The organism is Caldisalinibacter kiritimatiensis, assembly GCF_000387765.1.
Lineage (GTDB): Bacteria > Bacillota > Clostridia > Tissierellales > Caldisalinibacteraceae > Caldisalinibacter > Caldisalinibacter kiritimatiensis.
In genome coordinates, this window is sequence record NZ_ARZA01000065.1 from 31,341 (window position 1) to 51,145 (window position 19,805).

Consider the following 19,805-nt stretch of genomic DNA (forward strand, 5'->3'; position numbering starts at 1 on the left):
TTTAAACTAAAACTAATTTGTATTCAAATTTAAAATATGTCTATAGAACTAAAACTAATTAAATAATTATTCCTAAATTGTCTTCAAATAGAAACCTCAGATGTATTCGAATACATCTGAGGTTTTTTATTAGCAATTTTTTGTTGTCACAGCAACTTCCCATCTTGCATTTTCAATAGGTTTGTCAAAGCTTCTAAATTCTGCTAGTTTAAACCCATGCTTATTAGCTAATTTTCTTGTCAACAATATATTTTCAATGGATATGCCCGAAGCTCCTAAGCTTGTATGTTTATAATGTCCTTCTAAAGCTAACATAATTGTTTCAGACATACAAGCATATGCTAGACCTTCATCAAATCCTAAATTTATCCCTAAAGAAGGTAAACCAGGAACTTCTATAATACCACCATCAATAACTAAAACATCTGGCCTAATATCTAAAATTGCTTCACTTACATTTCTTGGTCTAGATAAATCACATACAATTGCACCACACTTTAAGTTATCTGGTTTTATTAACTTACCCACATTATTTGTAGCACTTACAACGATATCAGTATCTAAAAGTGCGTCATCAAGCTCAGTAGTTATTATTATAGGACTATCCTTAGCACTTATTTTTTTAGCAAACCTTACAAACTTGTTTATTGACTCATTAGCTTTCGGAAAGTCTTCAGAATTTTTTAATATATTGTATATGTAATAGTTTATACTATCACCGTTATCTATACGTTTAGCTAAATACCTATATATATAAGCTGCAATTTTGTATAATCTTTTTTCACTTGATTCTTTATGTTTAGGATTTCCTACAAGAATTAGCTTTGAAACAGATTCAGAAAGAAGCATTGCTACTCCTCTTCCAATAGACCCTGTTGCACCTATAACAGCAGCTGTAGAGCTATCCGAATTCATCCCTAGTTTGTTTAATGCTTGAGTTACAGCTTCAACTGCCGATACGACTGTATAACTGTTCCCTGTCGTTAGTGGTATTTCTTGATTTTTTAAAAATAATCCTCCTCCTGAAACTACTGAAGTATAAGCACCTAAGCCTACTATTTTTGCCCCTCTTTCTTTAGCAAGATGTATTGCTTCTTTTAATTCATCTAATGCCTGTTCTTTAGGCATATTTTTTAATTCTTCAGCAGTCCTAGGTACACATATAAATTCACCATATGCTGTTTTACCTACTTTAGATGTTATTCGCATTTTAGATGCAACAAATGGCTTAACCATATCGTTCCATCTTTCTGTAAGTTCTGATAAATCTTTCTCGTTAAATATAGCTAAACTCTCATCAAAATCAGAATAATTCTTCAATCCAATTGGATGTATTAAAAAAGCAAATCTTTCATCTTTTTTGCTAGGTGTTACATTATTGTTGTATTTTTTTTCTGCTTTAAAATCTTCCATTGATATATCTTTATTTATTAAGTGAGATAGTAATTTAGCTGTATTTCCTTGGCTTAATACCTTCAGCATACTCTCTATGCTTTCAACAGCTCTACTACATTCATTTTTAGTAATTACTAAAGGGGGTTCAATACGTATAACATTTGCTCCATTTAATGTAGGAGCAACTCTCAACTTTTCTACATTTAGTAGATAACTAGAAATAATTGGAGTTAAGAGCTCTTGTTCTGCCATAACACCTAACAAACTTTGAGGATATGTATCCCTTTCTGTATTAAATTCTATACCTAACATTAAACCTCTACCTCTAACTTCTTTAATAATGCTAGGATGTTTTTGTTTTAGCTTCATCAATTCTTCTTTTAATATTTTTCCTTTTTCTTTTACGTCGTTTAAAAAGCTATCGTCTATTTTTTCTAATACCTTTATTCCTATTCTACAAGCTAATGAATTTCCTGCAAAGGTAGAAGAATGTTTGTTAGCAAATTCTTCATTATAAACTTCTTCATTACATAAACATGCTCCTATTGGAATAATACCTCCACCAAGTGCTTTAGCAAGTAGTAAAACATCAGGATTTACTCCTTCTTCTTCGCACGCAAACATTGTTCCCGTTCTACCTAATCCTGTTTGTATCTCATCTAAAATTAGCTTTACACCATACTTATCACATATTTCTTTAGCACCTTTTAAATATCCCTTTGGTGGTTCTATAATGCCACCCTCGCCTTGTATAGGCTCTATTATAAAAGCAGCATAATAATCTGATTTACTTAATAGTTCTTTTTCTAGTTCATCTAAATTTCCATACTGTACATAATTAAAATCTTTAGCCGGTGCTCCAAAATTAGCTTGATAAAACTCTTTACCCGTAGCAGAAAGAGCACCTAGGGTTTTACCATGAAAACTATTATTAGTAGACAGTATACCAAGCCTACCTGTTGCTGAGCGACATAACTTTATAGCTGCTTCAACTGTTTCTGCTCCACTATTGGTAAAAGTCACATATTTAAGACCTTTAGGTGCAATTTTAATAAGCTTTTCTGCTAGCTGTCCTGCTGCATTAAGTGCTGAAGGCTGTATAAAACTAGGTTCTTTATTTAGCTTAAATTCCTTTATAGTATCCCATATTTCCTTTGGATTATATCCAAAAGGCAATGCTCCATAAGCTGCTATAAAATCTAAAAATTTATTACCTTTATCATCATATAAGTAGCATTCTTCTCCCTTTACAAATGACTTATCCATCTTAATCTTTTCAAGTAATTGTCCTAAATAAGGATTAACATATTTTGTATATTTATGCATATCCACCCTCCTTCCATTTTTATATTTTTCCCCTTAAATTAAAAATGTATAACCAATAATTATAAAGAAAAAACGAGTTACATCCCTCGTTTTTATTTCTTCTTCTTTTTAACTTTTTTCAACCTGAAAAAATCCTCTCTTTCTTTTTCCTCTAAAATTTCTTCAATAGATTTAATCTTCTCTTTATACTTAGGTATTTGTATTTTTTCTAGAGCGTTAGCCCTTTTTTGAGTCTTCTTTATTTCCATAGCCAGTTTATATACTGAATTTTCTACTTCCGCTAGTTCATATGTTAAATATTTTATTTCATAAAACTTGTTAACTGCTATATCTAAAACAGGATTAGTTCTGAAAAAACCATACTGTGTATCTTGTTTTACTTTATCAAATTTAACCTTAGGTATCTCAACCCCCATAATACTTTTAGTTAAAATATCATAATCCTTTTCTTTTATTATAGATATAGCAAGTTCTTCTACATTATTGATTCCCATAGTTATATTTACCATCTGCAATGCATTATAAGCTTCTTCAAAATTATCTGAAATTCTTCGTTGAATTTCTTTAGCCTTATCTATTAAATCCATCATTTCTCTAATTAAAACTGTTCGCTTTTTATCTAAAAGCTCAAATCCTTTCTTTGAAAACTCAAGAGAATTTCTTAATTTTAATAAATTTGCCTTTGTCGGAGTAGAGTTTCCAGGCATATTATACATCCTTTCAGATTATAAAAAGTAAATTGCTTTTCATTTTCTATTTATATATTCCTTTATTAGCTCAGGAGACAATCTTTCTAACTCACCACTTGGTAATATAGATAAAATATTCCATGCTAAATCTAAAGTTTCATTTATATTTCTATTTTCATTTATATCCTGGGTAAGAAACTTTTTCTCAAATTCTCTACCAAATTCCATATACTTTTTATCTGTTTCAGATAAATCATCCTCACCAATAATTTGGGACAATGCTCTAACTTCCTGCACTTTTGAATAAGATGAAAAAAGCTGATTAGCCACATCCGGATGGTCTTTTCTTGTATATCCTTCGCCTATGCCATCCTTCATAAGTCTAGATAGTGACGGTAATACGTTTATTGGTGGATAAATATTTTTTTGAAAGAGTTCTCTACCTAATACTATCTGCCCTTCAGTAATATAACCTGTTAAATCAGGTACAGGATGAGTTATATCATCGTTAGGCATAGTCAATATAGGTAGTAATGTTATAGAACCTTTTTTATTTTTCAACATACCAGCTCTTTCATAAATTGAAGCCAAATCTGAATATAAATATCCTGGATATCCTTTTCTACTAGGCACTTCTTCTCTAGCTGAAGATACCTCTCTTAATGCTTCACAATAACTTGTCATATCCGTAATAATAACTAATATATGCATGTTTTCTTCAAATGCCAAATATTCAGCTGCAGTTAACGCACATCTAGGTGTACTTATTCTTTCAACTATAGGGTCATCTGCAAGATTGATAAACATAACAACCCTTTCCATTACATCAGATTCTTCAAAGGACTTTTTAAAAAATCCTGCATCATCATGTTTAACTCCAACCGCCGCAAACACTACTGCAAACTCTTCATCTTCTTCAGAGCTTATTTTAGCCTGTCTTACAATCTGTGAAGCTAGTTCATTATGAGATAAACCATTTCCAGAAAAAATAGGTAACTTTTGACCTCTAATTAAAGTCATCAGTGCATCTATTGATGAAACTCCCGTTTGAATATAATTCCGTGGATATCTTCTTGCAACAGGATTTATAGGTCGACCATTGATATTATATATATTATTACTGTAAATTTCTCCCCCATCATCTATCGGTCTACCAATTCCATCAAAGGTTCTACCCAATATATCTTTAGAAAGTGCAATTTCAAAAGGTCTACCAGTAAATCTTACAGATATATTGTTTACAGATAGTCCTGATGTACTTTCAAAAACTTGAGCTATAACGTTATCATTTTCAATCTTTATAACCTTACCTTTTTTTGTTTTTTCCCCTTCAGCCTTTATATCAATTATCTCACCATAAGATGCCCCTTCAACATCTGATACAACAATCAAAGGGCCCTCTATCTTCTCTAGACTTAAGTATTCTTTATTCATATCATCACTTCCTCATCAATGGGAATACTTTTCTTCTAATTTATCGTAATATTGCTTTATTCTATTTTTTAGTTTTTCAATTCCTTCAAGATTTTCATTTGGAATATTATATTTCATTTTTATTACGTCATTAAACAATTCTTCATTTTTAACCTGAGATATAGGTATACCATCTTTAACAGCTTTGTAACTTCTTTCATATAAATAATCTATAACTTTTAACATCTCATATTGTTTTTTAAGCGGAACATATGTATCCTCTTTGTGAAAAGCATTTTGCTGTAAAAAACCTATTCTCAATACTTTTGAAATTTCTAAAATAAGCCTTTGGTCATCTGGAAGAACATCTTCCCCTACGAGTAAAACAATCTCTTGTAATTTATTTTCTTCGTACAATATATGGAGCATTTTGGCTCTTAATTTCATTACTCCTTCTTCCACATTATCATCATACCAATCACTTAATGTCTTTATATATCCACTATAACTAGTAAGCCAATTTATTGCTGGATAGTGTCTTGCATAGGCCAGCTCTCTGTCCAAAGCTAAAAAAACATTTACAAATCTTTTAGTATTCTCAGTAACCGGTTCTGAAAAATCGCCACCTGCCGGAGAAACTGCTCCAATAATAGTTACAGAACCCTCATCTCCATTTAACGATGTAACGTATCCTGCTCTTTCATAAAACTCTGCAAGCCGTGAAGGTAAATAAGCAGGATAACCTTCTTCTGCTGGCATTTCTTCAAGTCTACCAGATATCTCCCTTAGAGCTTCAGCCCATCTTGATGTTGAATCAGCCATAATAGCTACATGATATCCCATGTCTCTAAAATATTCTGCCATAGTAATACCAGTGTAAATACTCGCTTCTCTAGCAGCGACAGGCATATTTGAAGTGTTCGCAATAAGTATAGTTCTTTCCATAATAGGTTTATCTGTTTTTGGGTCTATTAATTCTGGAAAATCCTCAAGAACCTCAGTCATTTCATTACCTCGTTCTCCACATCCTATATAAACAATAATATCGGCATCTGACCACTTAGCTAATTGATGTTGAGTCATTGTTTTACCTGTTCCAAACCCTCCAGGTATAGCTGCTGTACCTCCTTTTGCTAATGGAAAAAATATATCCAATACTCTTTGTCCTGTAATCAGTGGCATGTTAATAGCCTTTCTCTCTTTAACAGGTCTTGATTTTCTTACAGGCCATTCTTGATACATCTTTAACTCATGTATTTTCCCTTTACTATCTTCAACGCTTAATAAAATCTCTTCTATTTTATATCTTCCGTCATCTTTTTTATCTACCACTTTACCTTTTACCCACGGTGGAACTAAAAGTTTATGTACAATTAAAGAAGTTTCTCTAACCTCACCAAATATTTGACCTGGTTTTAAATCGTCATTTTTTTTAACTAAAAACTTAACATCCCATTCTTTTTCTGGGTCTAATGATATAAAACCTATTCCTTCATCAATAAAATCTTTAGATATTTCGTTTATTTTCTTCAAAGGTCTTTGAATTCCATCATACATGTTACTTAACATACCTGGCCCTAATTTTAAAGATAAAGGTTTGCCTGTTGATACAATAGGTTCCTTTAGCTTTAACCCTTCAGTTTCTTCATAAACTTGTATAGTTCCAATATCTCCACTAAGTGAAATAACTTCACCTATTAGCTTTTTCTGTCCAACCATAACCATTTCTCTCATCTTGAAATTAGCCATGTTTTTACCTTGTATAACTGGACCATTTATCATGGTGATAATGCCATTATTTTTACTCATTTTAATCACTCTCTTTTTCTAATTCTTGAAAAAGTATTTGTCCAATATATCTTTTATTGTCTTTAATGATAGCTAACAATGATAAATCTATACGTACTGTATTTTTACCATTGACAGCTCTAATACCACCGATTATATCTTCTTTATCAACTTTAATTTCAAAAATACCATTATATTTTTTATAATTAAAGAAACTAATCACTTTACTTTTATACTTATTAATATCATTTTCAGTCATGTAAAGAACAATTTTATTTTCATTTTTAAAATCAATTAGTATTTTATTTAAAGTTTCGTTCAAAAATTCTTCATATACATTATGTTCTGTATATTGCTTTACTTTTTCCTTTACTTCGTCAGTTAACTTATCTAGTAATTCATTTTTCTTACTTAATATTTTTCTTTTCGTTTCATTTTTTGCTTTTGAAATTAATTGCTTTTTCTTCTGTTCTCCACTTTTTATTTTCTTTTCAATTATATCTTTACCTTCTTTTTCTTTTTTAGCTTTGTAATCTTCTATAATTTTCTTGTTTTCATCTCTCATAATTTTCAATTTCATGTCACATTCATTTTTAACTTTTTCAAACACTAATTTAGAAAATATATTTAACTTTTCTTCTACTGTTACCACAATAACAACCACCTTAGATTTTAATTCCGATAGATTCTCTAATATGCTTAGTTATAAAGTCATCACCTTCATTAAATCCATGTCTGTCAGGAATTACAACTACTAATGGTAATTTGTTTTTTGCTTTAATTCCCATTATTTCTTTTTTAGCTTTTTCAAGAACTTTTTGAGTCACAATGATTATACCTATTTCCTTATCAGTTAATGCTTCATTCAGTTCTCTTAAAATATCATCTTTCTCATGTACTATAACACCTGGAATGCCTGCCAGTCTAAATCCTAATTGAGTATCCCTATTGTCACTAATTAATAATGACTTCATAGTATCACCTATAACCTACCAAGTATCAATATGGATACAATTAAACCATATATTGCAATTCCTTCGGCTAATCCTACAAAAATTAATGTCTTCCCAAGAATTTTCGGGTCTTCTGAAACTGCTCCTAAAGCCGATGCACCAACAGCTCCCACTGCATATCCTGCTCCAATAGTAGCAAAACCTGTTGATAAAGCTGCTGCAATAAAACCTAGTCCTGAAGCTGATGTTGGCTGAACACCAGAATGTACAGCAAAAGTTAATTTTGGCATTAAAATTATGAAAGCTCCTATTATTAATGGTATAAATATAAACAAATTACAAGCCAATACCTTTTTTAGCTTACTTTTGCTAGCTTTATATTCATTATAGATTAACATAAAGCCTGAACCTATGGTAAGTAACACTAAAATAAATGTAGTAGTCATAATAAGTTTCATCATTTTCCTCCTTCTATATTTTTATATTTATTTATGAAGGTTTACAATTTTATAGGCTTGAATTCTACTCCTTCTCCGTTATAGTATTTGCTGAAGAGTTCATAGTATTCCAGTCGTAAACCTTGTATTGACACAATCAAACCTTCGAGACCGATAATTATTATATTACCTAATATTAAAATCAAAATACTTCCTGTAGTATTTCCTAGTAGCTCAGCAATTGTTTCGAAAGCAATAAATAAACCTACATGTGTCAAAGCAAAAGCTCCAACTCTTATAAAAGAAACTGTACTACTCAACATATTAAGTAAAGTTTCTAATGTATCAAATCCACTCTCAATGTAATAATTTGAAGGTGTTTCATGATATAATGGACGCTTTTTTAATATTAGATTTGTCAAAGGCTCTTTTACAGTCATTACTATCATTAAAGCACCTAATATTATCACACCCATCCTTGTTGAAATAATTTTTATTTCAATAAAATTACTTCCTATTGTCAATAATAGAACCACATAAAATAATAATCCCGCAACACCATTTCTACCAAATGCTCCTTCTTTTAAATCCCTTTGCTTGATTGAATTAGCAATACTATAACCATAACTAATAATAAAAAAGAATATTCCTAAACCAATGGCACTAAAAAGCATTGTATTTATATTTTCAAAGGGCTTTATTAAAATAGCAGGAATAATGTGCTCAAATCCAAAAACTGAGCCATATAAAACTCCAAATATCATAGAACTTATTCCTAAACGACTTAAAATTTTACCAATCAAATTAGTATTTTTTCCTTTATTTATAGCTATGCCTAATAGAAAAAGAATAAATCCTTGACCTGAATCTCCGAACATAGCTCCAAAAAGAATCATATAAGTTAAACTTAAAAATATAGTAGGGTCTAATTCGTTATAAGAAGGTATTCCATACATTTTGACCAAAAATTCAAAAGGAGAAAAAAGTTTAGGATTATTAAGTTTCGTTGGTGGTCTAAATCCGTCAGTTATTTCTTCCTCATTTTTGTATACTATTAATAAATCTTTATATTTGCTTAATTTGTTTTTAATATGTGCTTTATCACTTCTAGGTACCCAACCAGTTAGATAAAAGAAATTGTTTGTAGACACCATCTGCTCTTTTAATTGTTTTATTCTCTCTTCCATTCTAAGTCTAGTGCAACATCTATTTATGAAGTTTTCATTTTTTTCTTTTAATTCTGACATCCTTTTCTTTAAATCTATAATAGTCTTTTTTATCTCTTCCTCTCTTTTTTTAAACTTCTGTATAATTTCCTTTGGCGTCCCTGTATAGTATTCGGGTAATTCTAGTTTTCTAAAGTTCAAGGAACGTAAGATTCTATTAGTCTCAGCTTCTAACTCTTTAGGTGTTATAATTAAATATACTTCACCTGAATCACTGCTTCCTGTATGCAATACAATAGCGGAAATATTTTCATAATTTTTCTTTAACTTAATTCTATCTTCTTTAGATAAAACACCAACAAAAAAAGTAAAATATTTTAAACCTATAAGCTCCTTTACGTCAATATCTAACCCTTTCATATGAATAAAATTTTTTCTATACTCGTCTATCTTTTTTAATTCTTCTTCTAATTCCTTAAGCTCATTATATGGTTTTATTAATTCACTATAAACCTCTTCTATCCTAGGTATACATTTTAAAAAATCATAAGGCTCTTCTATATACTTTTTATTTATAATGAAATCTTCTTTGTATATTTCTTTAAGTGTGTCTATTTTTTTCTTTACATCATCATAATTAATTTGTTCTTCAAAAGTTTGTATCATTGACATGTCAACTATTTCATCAACGTTTTCCTCTTCAACACTTAAAGTAAAATGACTTTCTCTTATCTCATTAAGAGCATTTATAATATCTACATTACCTAGCAAAATAATTTCTTTTGCTATCTCATTAACATTTTCTATTCGTCCCACAACATTCATCATTGTCATTTTTTCGATAGCCATCTTAAGCATCACTTCCTTCAATTCGCCTTATAAGATATTTTTTAGTCTCTTTGCTGTCCAATCCATATCTTATAGCTTCAGTTAGAGATATAATATCTCTTATTTCATATTCTAATAAATGAACGAATGCTATTGACTGCATAATATTCATTTTACTTCTCCTATAATAGTCTAGAAACTGAAAGTAAAGGTATCTCTGTATTCTTCTCTCCATAAACAAATCTAAAGTTTCTTCATTATCAAATAAAAATCCATATTTGGTATTAATCATTCTCTTTTTTAATTCTTCTTCATCTTTAGAGTAGCAAATTTGTTTGATATCCTTATACCTTAAATAATTCCCACCTAGTAAAGTATAGTTTATCAGTTCCTCAGGAGATAATTTATAAAACTTCAAACCTCTATATATCCACTCTAAATTCAAGAGGTCTATATTTTTACCTAATGAGTCCTTTAAAACTCTTTCATCTGTTTTGTTTAATTTGCTAGCTTGTTCATAAAGTTGTCTAAAATAAAACCCATCTAAATTCATCTCCATATAGAATACTTGTTTTTGACCCTTTTCATTTAAGAAAGGTACTAGTAGTTGATAATACACTGTATCCTTAAGATTTTCAACTAAATGCTCTATATTTTTAGATTTCACTATTTTATCATGATTTATTGTGCTATATACCCCTGAATACAAAACTAATTCTCTTATATACCTTAAATTCTCCCCTCTAGACAGTGCTCGTAAGTATAATTTAATGTCCTCTATTTCATATCTCATAAACATAATTCTAAAAAATCTTCTATATTCATCTGTGAAATAATGTAATAGTTTTTCATAAGTTAAAACTATATATCTTTTAAGTAACAATTCTAAATTTCCTCTATGAATATCTCTAATATCTATATCCTTTAAAACATCTCTATATGCTGTATTCTCCTTTAAATATTCTGCAATCTTAGAAACAGACTTTTTCTTTAAAAGTTGATTATAGTCTTTTTTAGTTAATAACTTTCCCTTTAATGCTCTCACCTTTGTATTAACAACTGCAAACCTACGGACACTTCCCATAAAAAACACCTCAGTTTATTAATTGTTATGTTATTCTTTCTTTAATATTTTTTTAATATTTTTTGACTTAACTCAGTATGCTTTGTTTCATAAATCTGATTTAATTTGTTAATATATTTATTACCTTCATTAATTATTTGATTGGCACTTTTTTCTCCTTCTTCAAGTAATTTATTATACTCTTTTTCACCAATCTCTTTAGCCTTTTTTAACTCTTTAGTTTCAATCTCCATTAAAGTCTTCTCTATTTTCTTCTTATTTTCTTCTAAAACTCTTTCTGTTTCTTCTTTAATATTTAAAGCTTTTTTATCAATTTCAGTTATTTTCTTTATTATTTTTTCCATATCTAATCACCTCATTAAATAATTAATGGAAAAACTGTATTTATTATTATTTCCTAATTTTATATTTATTACAATAAACCATTTCATTAGAAGTACCATAATTAATTTTTATTACACATTTTTTACATTATTAATAGTTCCTACTATTTTTTTATTTATACAAAACATTTAATTTCCCTTTAACTTTTACTGTCAAACAAAAAAGAAGCCTTTTAAAGGCTTCCGTATATTATAAATATTTTCTTAATCTAAATTTATAATATTTAATCATTATGCTGTAAAAATAATCATATACTAAAAATCCAATTTGAAGTACTACTATAAACAATCTAATATCAAATTTAACAATAATATTATTGAACAAAATGTTATTTGATATATAAAAAATAACATATGTAGCTACGTTAAATAGTATAATCTTAATTACCCACTCTAAAAGCAAATTATTTATTTTCTCTATATAATATTTAACAACACCATAATAACCGAAATATATTGTATAAGGCAGTAATACTAATTTGTTGGGGATAATTAAAAATCCTAATATAGAAACTGCAAAAAAGCTTAATACAGCTGTAGAAACTCCTATTTCAATCACTATAAAAGCAATAAAAATAGTACTAAGCCAAAAGAAAAATATTTTATTAGTAGGGAGTATTGATACTAAATATAAACAACTTAGAGTAAGAAGTGTTATTATTCCTCCTAAAGCTATTTTTTTAGCTGCACTATTATGTTTATACTTCATTAGTTATGCCCCCTATTAACAACAAGAAATCAAATCTCCTCCCATACACTCACAACAACAGTCAGCACATATTAAACATTCACATACTTCACATGCTGATGGGTCTCTTCTTCCATATCCCATATTGCTTCCAACATTTCTATAAGTTCTATTTCTCATTGAAATATTATTAAGAGTAGAACGATATTCAGTGTTTGTTGGATCCAAATCTACAGCATACTTTATATGATTATATCCTTGGTCATACCAACCTTTCCTTAAAAGAACAATCCCCTTTAAGAAATACCATTCTCCATTTCTGTTTATATTATCTATATTGTTAAGTACTCTATCTGCCTCTTGTATATTCCCCCTATCTATTAGCATACGTATCTTATTAAATACTTCTCCACTCTTATAAAATTCCTCACTTCTTTTATAATCATTATTATGATTAAACCCTCTATCTTTATTCTTTATAAGCTTATGATACGCTTCATTTATTTCTTTCATTTTTTCCTCTGCTAAATCTGCTAAAGGATTATTTGAATACTGGTCTGGATGGTATTTTCTAGCTAACTTTTTATATGCCACTCTTATTTCTTCTTCACTAGCACCTTCTCTAACACCTAATACTTCATATGGATTTTTCATTTTTAACAACTCCTTTATATAATATCTGCTGCATTTTATGTCTAGTCCCCATATATATAATATTCTCGATTATACTTCTGTTTCGTTTAACATCTAGTAACTCATAACTTTTAGCAATATTATCAAGAGTAAATGTTAATGTAAATTCTATAGGCTCTTTAACTCTGTTTATAAATTGACCAACACTCTCATTATTTTTATAGTTATATTGAAGTAATATCGGATTATAGTTATTCTTCTTTATATCTTTTTCTATATCATTAAAAGCATCTAATATATAAATCCATCGGCCCAAATTATACCCTAGCCAATTTAAAACTCTAGAAGTTTTTTCGTCCTTAATAAAGTTAGGAACCGCAATAGTTCCCATTAACCTTGCAAAAGCATCTGCACTTTCATCTATAGATTTACATTTTTTCTTTTCTAATTCCGTTAACCTTTTTAAATCACTTTTTATGCTGATATATTTATCTTTATATACTTTTTTAGCCTTATATACTGGTAATAAGTACGCTGTACTAGCTACTAAGGCTTTTAATGATTTTTCATCTTTCCAATCATCTAATAACTTAAAATAAAAAAGGATTACACTAATATTAGCAGCATATTCAATATACTTATTAGGTTGTACTATCGGTTTCTTTTTAAAAGGAGCAGCAATACAATTTTCAGGTCTGATAGTTTCTTTTCTTTCATCCAATGATGACAATAGTAATCCAAGAAAAGTAATATCGTAATTAAGTCCAAATCTGACTAATTGATTAAACTCTTTACCTAATGCTTTACAAAGTCCACAATAATATCCTTTAAAAAGATTATATTCTTTTACTTTTAATTCTGCTTTATGAGGTGTTACGTATCCAAACACTACCTTCACTCATTTCTTTTATTTTATAAGACAAGCTATATTTGTCTAATTATTATTGTAAAGTAAAATTAAACAAATGGCAATAAGCATATAATTAGCGGAGGTTTTACCCTCCGCTTTCTTATGAAGCTCTATATATATTCATTTTTTTACCAAATAACTTTTTAAAATCTTTCTCAAATTTCATAACTGATACTATTTCTAACTCTGGGTCATATGTTGAATTAAGCTTTATATTAACTGCTTTTTTATCTATACTACAATCTATATTTTTTATATTTCCATATTCACTTCTATCAAGCTTTTCTGCCATCTTAATAAAAATACTCAGTTTTTTTATTAGATTATAATCTTCTTTATCTATAAGCATCTTATAATTTCTCCAGCTTTCTTTAAAGGATTTATCTCTATGCATCGCTACTAAATAAGCACATATTACTAATTCTCTATTTTCAAGTCCATAAGGCCTTGAGTTTAATGTTAAATAAAATCCATGCTTATGATGATTATAATAATCTACAAACATTCCTATGTCATGTAGAAGTGCACCTACTGCCAATAATTTTCTTTCATTTTCTCCTAATGCATGTAATTCTTTTGTTTGGTCAAATAACGATAATGCAAGTTTTTGAACATGATAACTGTGTTTTAAATTAGTATCATATCTTTTTAATATGTTTTCTACACTGTTTATTAAAACATCATCTACTATTTTATATTCTCTGTCTTTTAAATAGTTTTCAAAGAATATTCCTTCCCTTAATCCATTACCACTTATTATTAAATTTTCGCTTTCTAGATACTCTATTAAACATTTTACGGGAGCAATACCTCCAGCTATAATATCTGCTCTATCTTTGCTTACACCAGGTATTTTTTTTCTATCCTTTAATTTAGTGCTAGTAACTTTTTTGTATACTTCAGATACTTCTTCAATGTTCATTTTATAATTATGTAGACTCACAAGAGGAAATTTAATTTTTTTCTTGTCTACCTTGGCAATTGTTCTAATAGTACCTCCAACTCCAATTATAGGTAAGCCCTTAGCCTTTTTTAACCATTTAATATTATTAAACTCCTCTAATATATAGTTCTCTAAATTCTTAATCATATCTTTAGTAATAATATCTTTATCTAAGAAATCCTCTGTTAATATAACTGCTCCAAAGGGTAAGCTAATAACCTCTTTTATCAATCTATTTTCTATCCACGCAATTTCTGTACTAGCTCCGCCAACATCAATCATGATACAGTCTTGAATATCAATGGTGTTTATTACCCCTAAATAATCATAATATGCTTCTTTTTCTCCAGAAATCACTCTAAATTCAAGTCCTGTCTCTTTCTTAACTGTTTTAAGAAATTCGTACCTATTTTTTGCCCTACGTACAGCAGCTGTAGTTATGCAATGAACTTCATCTACGCTGTGTGACTGAATCAACTTTTTGAATAATTTTAATGTGTGTATAGTTCTATTAATTGGCTCTGATTTTAAAGTAAGCTCTTTGCCCATTCCTTCACTTAATCTCACCATTTCCTTTGCTTGGTCCAACATAATATATGAACCATCATTATTTATCCTCATAATAATAACTCGTATAGAATTTGAACCTAAGTCAATTATAGCTAATTTCCTACACATATAATTTTCCTTTCTAGATATTATTTTTTTATTGGTTTAAAAATAAAGTCCATTTTATCTTCATTATAATTTTCTACTTCTTGCATTGCAAGTTTACAGAAAAATTCTTGTGAATTCAAATTAAACTTGCCCATTTTATCCGCTCTTATATAATATCCATCGGATTGAAGTATTCTAGCCTTCGATGTATCATTTAACATTATTTTTAATGACGATATAATTGTTCTTTTTACATTTAAGTCTTCAATTGGAAATAAGAGTTCAACTCTTCTATTAAGATTTCTTGGCATCCAATCTGCACTAGATAAAAACAATTCTTCTCTTCCATCATTATAAAAATAATATATTCTACTATGCTCTAAAAATCTGCCTACTATACTTCTTACTGTTATATTTTCACTAACCCCTGGAATTCCAGGTCTTAAACAACATATTCCCCTTACTATAAGCTCTATTTCTACACCTGCAGATGACGCCTTATATAATGCCTTGATTATCCCTGGGTCAACTAAAGCATTCATTTTAGCTATAATTTTTGCTTTCTTTCCACTTCTAGCATTCTCAATTTCGTTATTTATAAGGTCTATAAACTTTTCTCTAAGATTTAACGGTGCTACATTTAACTTGTACAGTTCAGGTGGTTCAGAATACCCAGATAACATATTAAATACAACAGAAGCATCAGACCCAAAATATTCATTACATGTAAATAGTCCCATATCTGTATATAACTTCGCAGTAATATCATTGTAGTTACCTGTACCTAGATGAACATATCTTTTTATCTTGTGTCCTTCTTTCCTTACTACTAAAGTTATCTTACTATGAGTCTTTAAACCTAACAATCCATATATTACATGACATCCAGCTTTTTCAAGGCGTTTAGCCCAAATTATATTATTTTCTTCATCGAATCTAGCTTTAATCTCTACTAAAACTGTGACCTGTTTTCCTTTGTCTGCAGCTTCAGCTAAAGCCTTAACTATTGGTGAGTCTCCACTGACCCTGTATAAAGTTTGTTTAATAGCTAATACATTCGGGTCTTTTGCTGCTTTTTGAACGAAATTTACTACTGGGTCAAAACTTTCATAAGGATGATGAAGAAATATATCCTTCTTAGATATAGCTTCAAATATATGTTCTTCACCTAATAAATCTTTTGGTATCTGCGGAGTATATTTGTTGAATTTCAAATGTCTGTACCCATCATCAGATATTAATTTAAAAATAAAAGTTAAATCTATAGGGCCATTTATTTTATATATTTCACCCTTATGTATTTCTAAAGAGTTCTGTAATATGTTTACTAGTCTTTCGTCCATATCAGCAGATACTTCTAATCTTATGGCCTCTCCCCATCTTCTTCTTTTTAATGACTTCTCAATCTCTATTAAAAGGTCCTCTGCTTCTTCTTCATGTATTGTCAAGTCCGCATTTCTAGTAATCCTATATGGATAAGAACATATTATTTCTTTTCCTAGAAAGAGTCTTTCAATATACATATCTATTACTTCTTCTAAAAAAATGTAATTCTTATGTCCATTTTCTATAGTAGGTACTTCTACTATTCTAGGTAGCACTGATGGAACTTGAACCGTTGCAAAAACCAAGTCGTTATCTTCATTCTCACCTTTCAATAACACACCTATGTTTAATGTCTTATTTAAAATTAAAGGAAACGGTCTACTAGGGTCTACAGCCATTGGCGTAAGTACAGGATAAACTATATTAGTAAAATAATTTTCTAAGTACTCTTTATCTTTTTCAGATAAATCATTTGTATACACAAAGTTAATACCATTATTTTTTAGCTCTGGTATTAAATTTTCATTTAAAATACAATACTGGTCTTCTACCATTTTATGTACTCTTTGTGATATTCTTTTTAATTGCATTTTAGGTGTAAGTCCTGCTGGGTCTTTTTTATCATATTCTGCAGTAACCTGGTCTTTTAAAGAAGCCACTCTTACCATAAAAAATTCATCAAGGTTTGAACTTGTTATTGCAATAAACTTTAATTTTTCAAATAAAGGGTTATTTTCATCTATAGCTTCCTCAAGTACCCTATCATTAAACTCTAACCAACTCAATTCTCTATTAAAGAAGTACTTAGCATCATCAAAGTTTACATTATTCATCCTACATCACCCTATCTATCTTTAGTATTGGTACAACTCCAAATACCTCTTTGAAGAGGTCACTATTAGCTTCAAAAGTCCATATTTCAAGCAGTACGTCCTCTTTTGTTCTAGCAGTTATAACGACTATTTTTTCATCAGTATTAACATCAATATCCCATATCTTTTGTTTATGACTCATATCTAATGAATTTGCTAGCTTTAACATAGCAGATAATTTTGATATTATAAGTTTATCTTTTTCTGATAATTTATCATAATTCCTATCTTTAAATTTAGGTAATTTTTCTCCATGATATCTAGCTACATTAGCTATTATCTCCATCTGTCTATCTGACATTCCAATTAAATCAGAAGCTAAAATAATGTCATATGAATTATCATAGTGGTCAACTAAATTAACATATTTACCTATATCGTGAAGTATAGCTGCTAATTGTAGCATAAATCTCTCTTTTTCTCCTAATCCATGTATATCTTTTAATCTATCAAATATTATCATTGACTTATCCATAACATCCATCACGTGTTTCATATCACTCTTATATCGCTTTGCCAAGTATATAGCCGATGATATTATATCTTCACGGAATTTTTTGTCCCTATTAGTATTATATTTTTTATCTACAAAGTCTGAAATCAACCCATCCCTTAGTGAGACCAAAGGTACATATATTCCCTTTGCATCTGTCATATCAATAAACTTTTTAAATAAAATCAAAGATGGTATCAATATTTCAATTCGATTTTCTGGAACATCATATTCTTTTATTATGTGGTGATATGGCTTATACATTAGTTCATTGTAAACCTCTATGAATTTATTTCTATCTATATATTTTGATTTTTCTTTATCCTTTGTTTCATTGCATATTCTACTAATTATTGAAATCTCCCCACCTACTGCAATAAAGTTTTTAATAGACTTTTGAGTACTAAATATCTTCAATGTATCTAAATTACTTTCAATATACTCTTCTAATATTTTAGAAAAATGTAAAGTACGTCTTTCTAGGCTAGCTAATATCTCTCTTATCCTTAAAGCCCCTAATTTAATACTTTGGCTAAATTGTAATTTCCCCTTATTATAGGAAGTCATTTCTGTATTTCCCGAACCCACATCAACTATTAAAGTCCTCTCATTTCTAAATCTCTTATAATCCTTTAAATTATCTCTTATAGACTTATAGGTAAGATATTTTTCTTCTGAATTTGTAATTACCTCTATATGTAGTCCTGTTTTCAATTTTATTTGGTCTACTACATAATCTTTATTTGTAGCTTCACGTACAGCACTTGTAGCAACAGCTCTATACTGCTTAATTCTATAATCATTTAGTACCTGTTTATACCCCTTTAAAATTTCACATATTTCATCAACTGTTTTAAAACTAATTTTACCTGTGGTAAATGTATCTTTTCCCAAAGAAGCAGTTCTTCTAAGGTTATCTAATGTTCTTATTTCCCCATTTTCATTAATTTCAGCTATCTTCATTTTTATAGAATGTGAACCTATATCAATACCAGCAATTAACTCACTATTTAAATCTTTACTCATAAAATCTCCTCTCTTATTCACTACATACTATAATAATAACGTTCTTTATAAAAAAATAATCTAAAAGTTACAATGTTATTATACTCCAAACTATTATTACTATATGTTATATTGATGTTAAAAGGTGTTACTTTAATTTGGTTATTATAATTCCCTATATGTTGTAAAAAAAGAACAACCCTAATTTATATTAAAGTTGTTCTTCATGTAAGCTGTCCATTCCTTTATTAGCTAGCGCATCAGCTAACTCGTTTAATTCGATACCTGCATGTCCCTTTACTTTAAAAAACTTTATATTTTTAAAGCTTTCTACTAATTCAAGTAACTCTTGCCACATGTCCTTATTTTCTACTGGGTCCTTTTTAGAATTTTTCCATCCATTTTTCCTCCACTTTTCATACCATTTTTGGTTTATACAATTACAAAGATAAGCAGAATCTGTATATACTTCTACAGGTATATCCTTGCGTTTAAGAGCTTTAAGTGCTTCGATACATGCCTTTAATTCCATTCTGTTGTTAGTTGTATTGAACTCTCCACCATAAATTTCTTTCCTATAATCTTTATATATTAATACAGCACCGTATCCACCTTTATTCTCATTATTTTGATTACCTGAACAGGCTCCATCTGTATATATTATGATTTTATCCATTATACTACCCCTTTTCTTCTTTATGATGTACTCATGTTATTTTACCACTTTATAGTAATTATGTCCATTTTGTTTGTTTAAAGGTTACTGTCAAGTAATAGTTGGCAATTTTTCTTTTTCAAAATTAATCATCCAATAAT

The 19,805-nt window shown here is 29.1% G+C and carries 17 protein-coding genes; all 17 read right to left on the reverse strand.

All coding sequences use genetic code 11. The features are described from left to right. Positions 1 to 129 precede the first annotated feature (129 nt). The 17 genes from L21TH_RS02850 to rnhA all read right to left on the reverse strand — a co-directional run bounded on the left by L21TH_RS02850 (position 130) and on the right by rnhA (position 19,665). Positions 130 to 2,721, reverse strand: coding sequence for an aminotransferase class III-fold pyridoxal phosphate-dependent enzyme (locus L21TH_RS02850; protein ID WP_006308505.1), 2,592 nt, complete (start codon positions 2,719 to 2,721; stop codon positions 130 to 132). A 92-nt stretch (positions 2,722 to 2,813) separates the two neighbouring features. Next, positions 2,814 to 3,428 (reverse strand): V-type ATP synthase subunit D, encoded by a 615-nt coding sequence (locus L21TH_RS02855; protein ID WP_006308512.1) that lies wholly within the window; start codon positions 3,426 to 3,428, stop codon positions 2,814 to 2,816. A gap of 39 nt (positions 3,429 to 3,467) precedes the next feature. Next, positions 3,468 to 4,844: a V-type ATP synthase subunit B gene (locus L21TH_RS02860; protein ID WP_006308513.1), complete on the reverse strand. Its 1,377-nt coding sequence runs from the start codon at positions 4,842 to 4,844 to the stop codon at positions 3,468 to 3,470. 15 nt (positions 4,845 to 4,859) lie between these two features. Next, positions 4,860 to 6,632, reverse strand: coding sequence for a V-type ATP synthase subunit A (locus L21TH_RS02865; RefSeq protein ID WP_006308514.1), 1,773 nt, complete (start codon positions 6,630 to 6,632; stop codon positions 4,860 to 4,862). A gap of 1 nt (position 6,633) precedes the next feature. Beyond that, positions 6,634 to 7,263, reverse strand: coding sequence for a V-type ATP synthase subunit E (locus L21TH_RS02870; RefSeq protein ID WP_006308515.1), 630 nt, complete (start codon positions 7,261 to 7,263; stop codon positions 6,634 to 6,636). 13 nt (positions 7,264 to 7,276) lie between these two features. Then, a complete protein-coding gene (locus L21TH_RS02875) occupies positions 7,277 to 7,585 on the reverse strand; it encodes a V-type ATP synthase subunit F (protein WP_006308516.1) in 309 nt (102 codons plus the stop codon). Positions 7,586 to 7,593: 8 nt separating this feature from the next. After that, positions 7,594 to 8,022, reverse strand: coding sequence for an ATP synthase subunit C (locus tag L21TH_RS02880; RefSeq protein ID WP_006308517.1), 429 nt, complete (start codon positions 8,020 to 8,022; stop codon positions 7,594 to 7,596). Positions 8,023 to 8,063: 41 nt separating this feature from the next. Then, positions 8,064 to 10,028 (reverse strand): V-type ATP synthase subunit I, encoded by a 1,965-nt coding sequence (locus L21TH_RS02885; protein WP_242826493.1) that lies wholly within the window; start codon positions 10,026 to 10,028, stop codon positions 8,064 to 8,066. Further along, complete coding sequence (locus tag L21TH_RS02890) at positions 10,018 to 11,079, reverse strand: V-type ATPase subunit (RefSeq protein WP_006308520.1); 1,062 nt, start codon at positions 11,077 to 11,079, stop codon at positions 10,018 to 10,020. The genes L21TH_RS02885 and L21TH_RS02890 overlap by 11 nt, the downstream gene beginning before the upstream one ends. 41 nt (positions 11,080 to 11,120) lie before the next feature. Further along, a complete protein-coding gene (locus tag L21TH_RS02895; RefSeq protein WP_006308521.1) occupies positions 11,121 to 11,423 on the reverse strand; it encodes a hypothetical protein in 303 nt (100 codons plus the stop codon). Between the two features lie 229 nt (positions 11,424 to 11,652). Beyond that, entirely contained in the window at positions 11,653 to 12,171 is a 519-nt protein-coding gene (locus L21TH_RS02900; protein WP_006308522.1) for a hypothetical protein, read from the reverse strand. 15 nt (positions 12,172 to 12,186) lie between these two features. Next, positions 12,187 to 12,804, reverse strand: coding sequence for a J domain-containing protein (locus L21TH_RS02905; RefSeq protein ID WP_006308524.1), 618 nt, complete (start codon positions 12,802 to 12,804; stop codon positions 12,187 to 12,189). Beyond that, the gene (locus L21TH_RS02910) at positions 12,788 to 13,681 is read right to left on the reverse strand and encodes a DUF5685 family protein (protein ID WP_205617949.1); all 894 of its coding nucleotides are present in this window, start codon (positions 13,679 to 13,681) and stop codon (positions 12,788 to 12,790) included. Before L21TH_RS02910 ends, L21TH_RS02905 begins: the two co-directional genes overlap by 17 nt. A 112-nt stretch (positions 13,682 to 13,793) precedes the next feature. Further along, on the reverse strand, positions 13,794 to 15,314 hold the full coding sequence (gene ppx / locus L21TH_RS02915) for an exopolyphosphatase (protein WP_006308526.1): 1,521 nt from the start codon (positions 15,312 to 15,314) through the stop codon (positions 13,794 to 13,796). Positions 15,315 to 15,334: 20 nt separating this feature from the next. After that, the gene (locus tag L21TH_RS02920; RefSeq protein ID WP_006308527.1) at positions 15,335 to 17,452 is read right to left on the reverse strand and encodes an RNA degradosome polyphosphate kinase; all 2,118 of its coding nucleotides are present in this window, start codon (positions 17,450 to 17,452) and stop codon (positions 15,335 to 15,337) included. A gap of 1 nt (position 17,453) precedes the next feature. After that, positions 17,454 to 19,010, reverse strand: coding sequence for a Ppx/GppA phosphatase family protein (locus L21TH_RS02925; RefSeq protein ID WP_006308528.1), 1,557 nt, complete (start codon positions 19,008 to 19,010; stop codon positions 17,454 to 17,456). Between the two features lie 190 nt (positions 19,011 to 19,200). Next, on the reverse strand, positions 19,201 to 19,665 hold the full coding sequence (gene rnhA / locus L21TH_RS02930) for a ribonuclease HI (protein WP_006308529.1): 465 nt from the start codon (positions 19,663 to 19,665) through the stop codon (positions 19,201 to 19,203). Between the last annotated feature and the right edge of the window lie 140 nt (positions 19,666 to 19,805).

Excerpts from the sequence above, each read along its gene's own strand:
- L21TH_RS02895 (WP_006308521.1), bottom strand. The coding sequence starts at position 11,423 with ATGGAAAAAATAATAAAGAAAATAACTGAAATTGATAAAAAAGCTTTA.
- L21TH_RS02920 (WP_006308527.1), bottom strand. The coding sequence starts at position 17,452 with ATGAATAATGTAAACTTTGATGATGCTAAGTACTTCTTTAATAGAGAA.
- L21TH_RS02905 (WP_006308524.1), bottom strand. The coding sequence starts at position 12,804 with ATGAAAAATCCATATGAAGTATTAGGTGTTAGAGAAGGTGCTAGTGAA.
- rnhA (WP_006308529.1), bottom strand. The coding sequence starts at position 19,665 with ATGGATAAAATCATAATATATACAGATGGAGCCTGTTCAGGTAATCAA.
- L21TH_RS02860 (WP_006308513.1), bottom strand. The coding sequence starts at position 4,844 with ATGAATAAAGAATACTTAAGTCTAGAGAAGATAGAGGGCCCTTTGATT.
- L21TH_RS02925 (WP_006308528.1), bottom strand. The coding sequence starts at position 19,010 with ATGAGTAAAGATTTAAATAGTGAGTTAATTGCTGGTATTGATATAGGT.
- L21TH_RS02865 (WP_006308514.1), bottom strand. The coding sequence starts at position 6,632 with ATGAGTAAAAATAATGGCATTATCACCATGATAAATGGTCCAGTTATA.
- L21TH_RS02900 (WP_006308522.1), bottom strand. The coding sequence starts at position 12,171 with ATGAAGTATAAACATAATAGTGCAGCTAAAAAAATAGCTTTAGGAGGA.
- L21TH_RS02880 (WP_006308517.1), bottom strand. The coding sequence starts at position 8,022 with ATGAAACTTATTATGACTACTACATTTATTTTAGTGTTACTTACCATA.
- L21TH_RS02890 (WP_006308520.1), bottom strand. The coding sequence starts at position 11,079 with ATGGGAAGTGTCCGTAGGTTTGCAGTTGTTAATACAAAGGTGAGAGCA.
- L21TH_RS02850 (WP_006308505.1), bottom strand. The coding sequence starts at position 2,721 with ATGCATAAATATACAAAATATGTTAATCCTTATTTAGGACAATTACTT.
- L21TH_RS02875 (WP_006308516.1), bottom strand. The coding sequence starts at position 7,585 with ATGAAGTCATTATTAATTAGTGACAATAGGGATACTCAATTAGGATTT.
- L21TH_RS02855 (WP_006308512.1), bottom strand. The coding sequence starts at position 3,428 with ATGCCTGGAAACTCTACTCCGACAAAGGCAAATTTATTAAAATTAAGA.
- ppx (WP_006308526.1), bottom strand. The coding sequence starts at position 15,314 with ATGTGTAGGAAATTAGCTATAATTGACTTAGGTTCAAATTCTATACGA.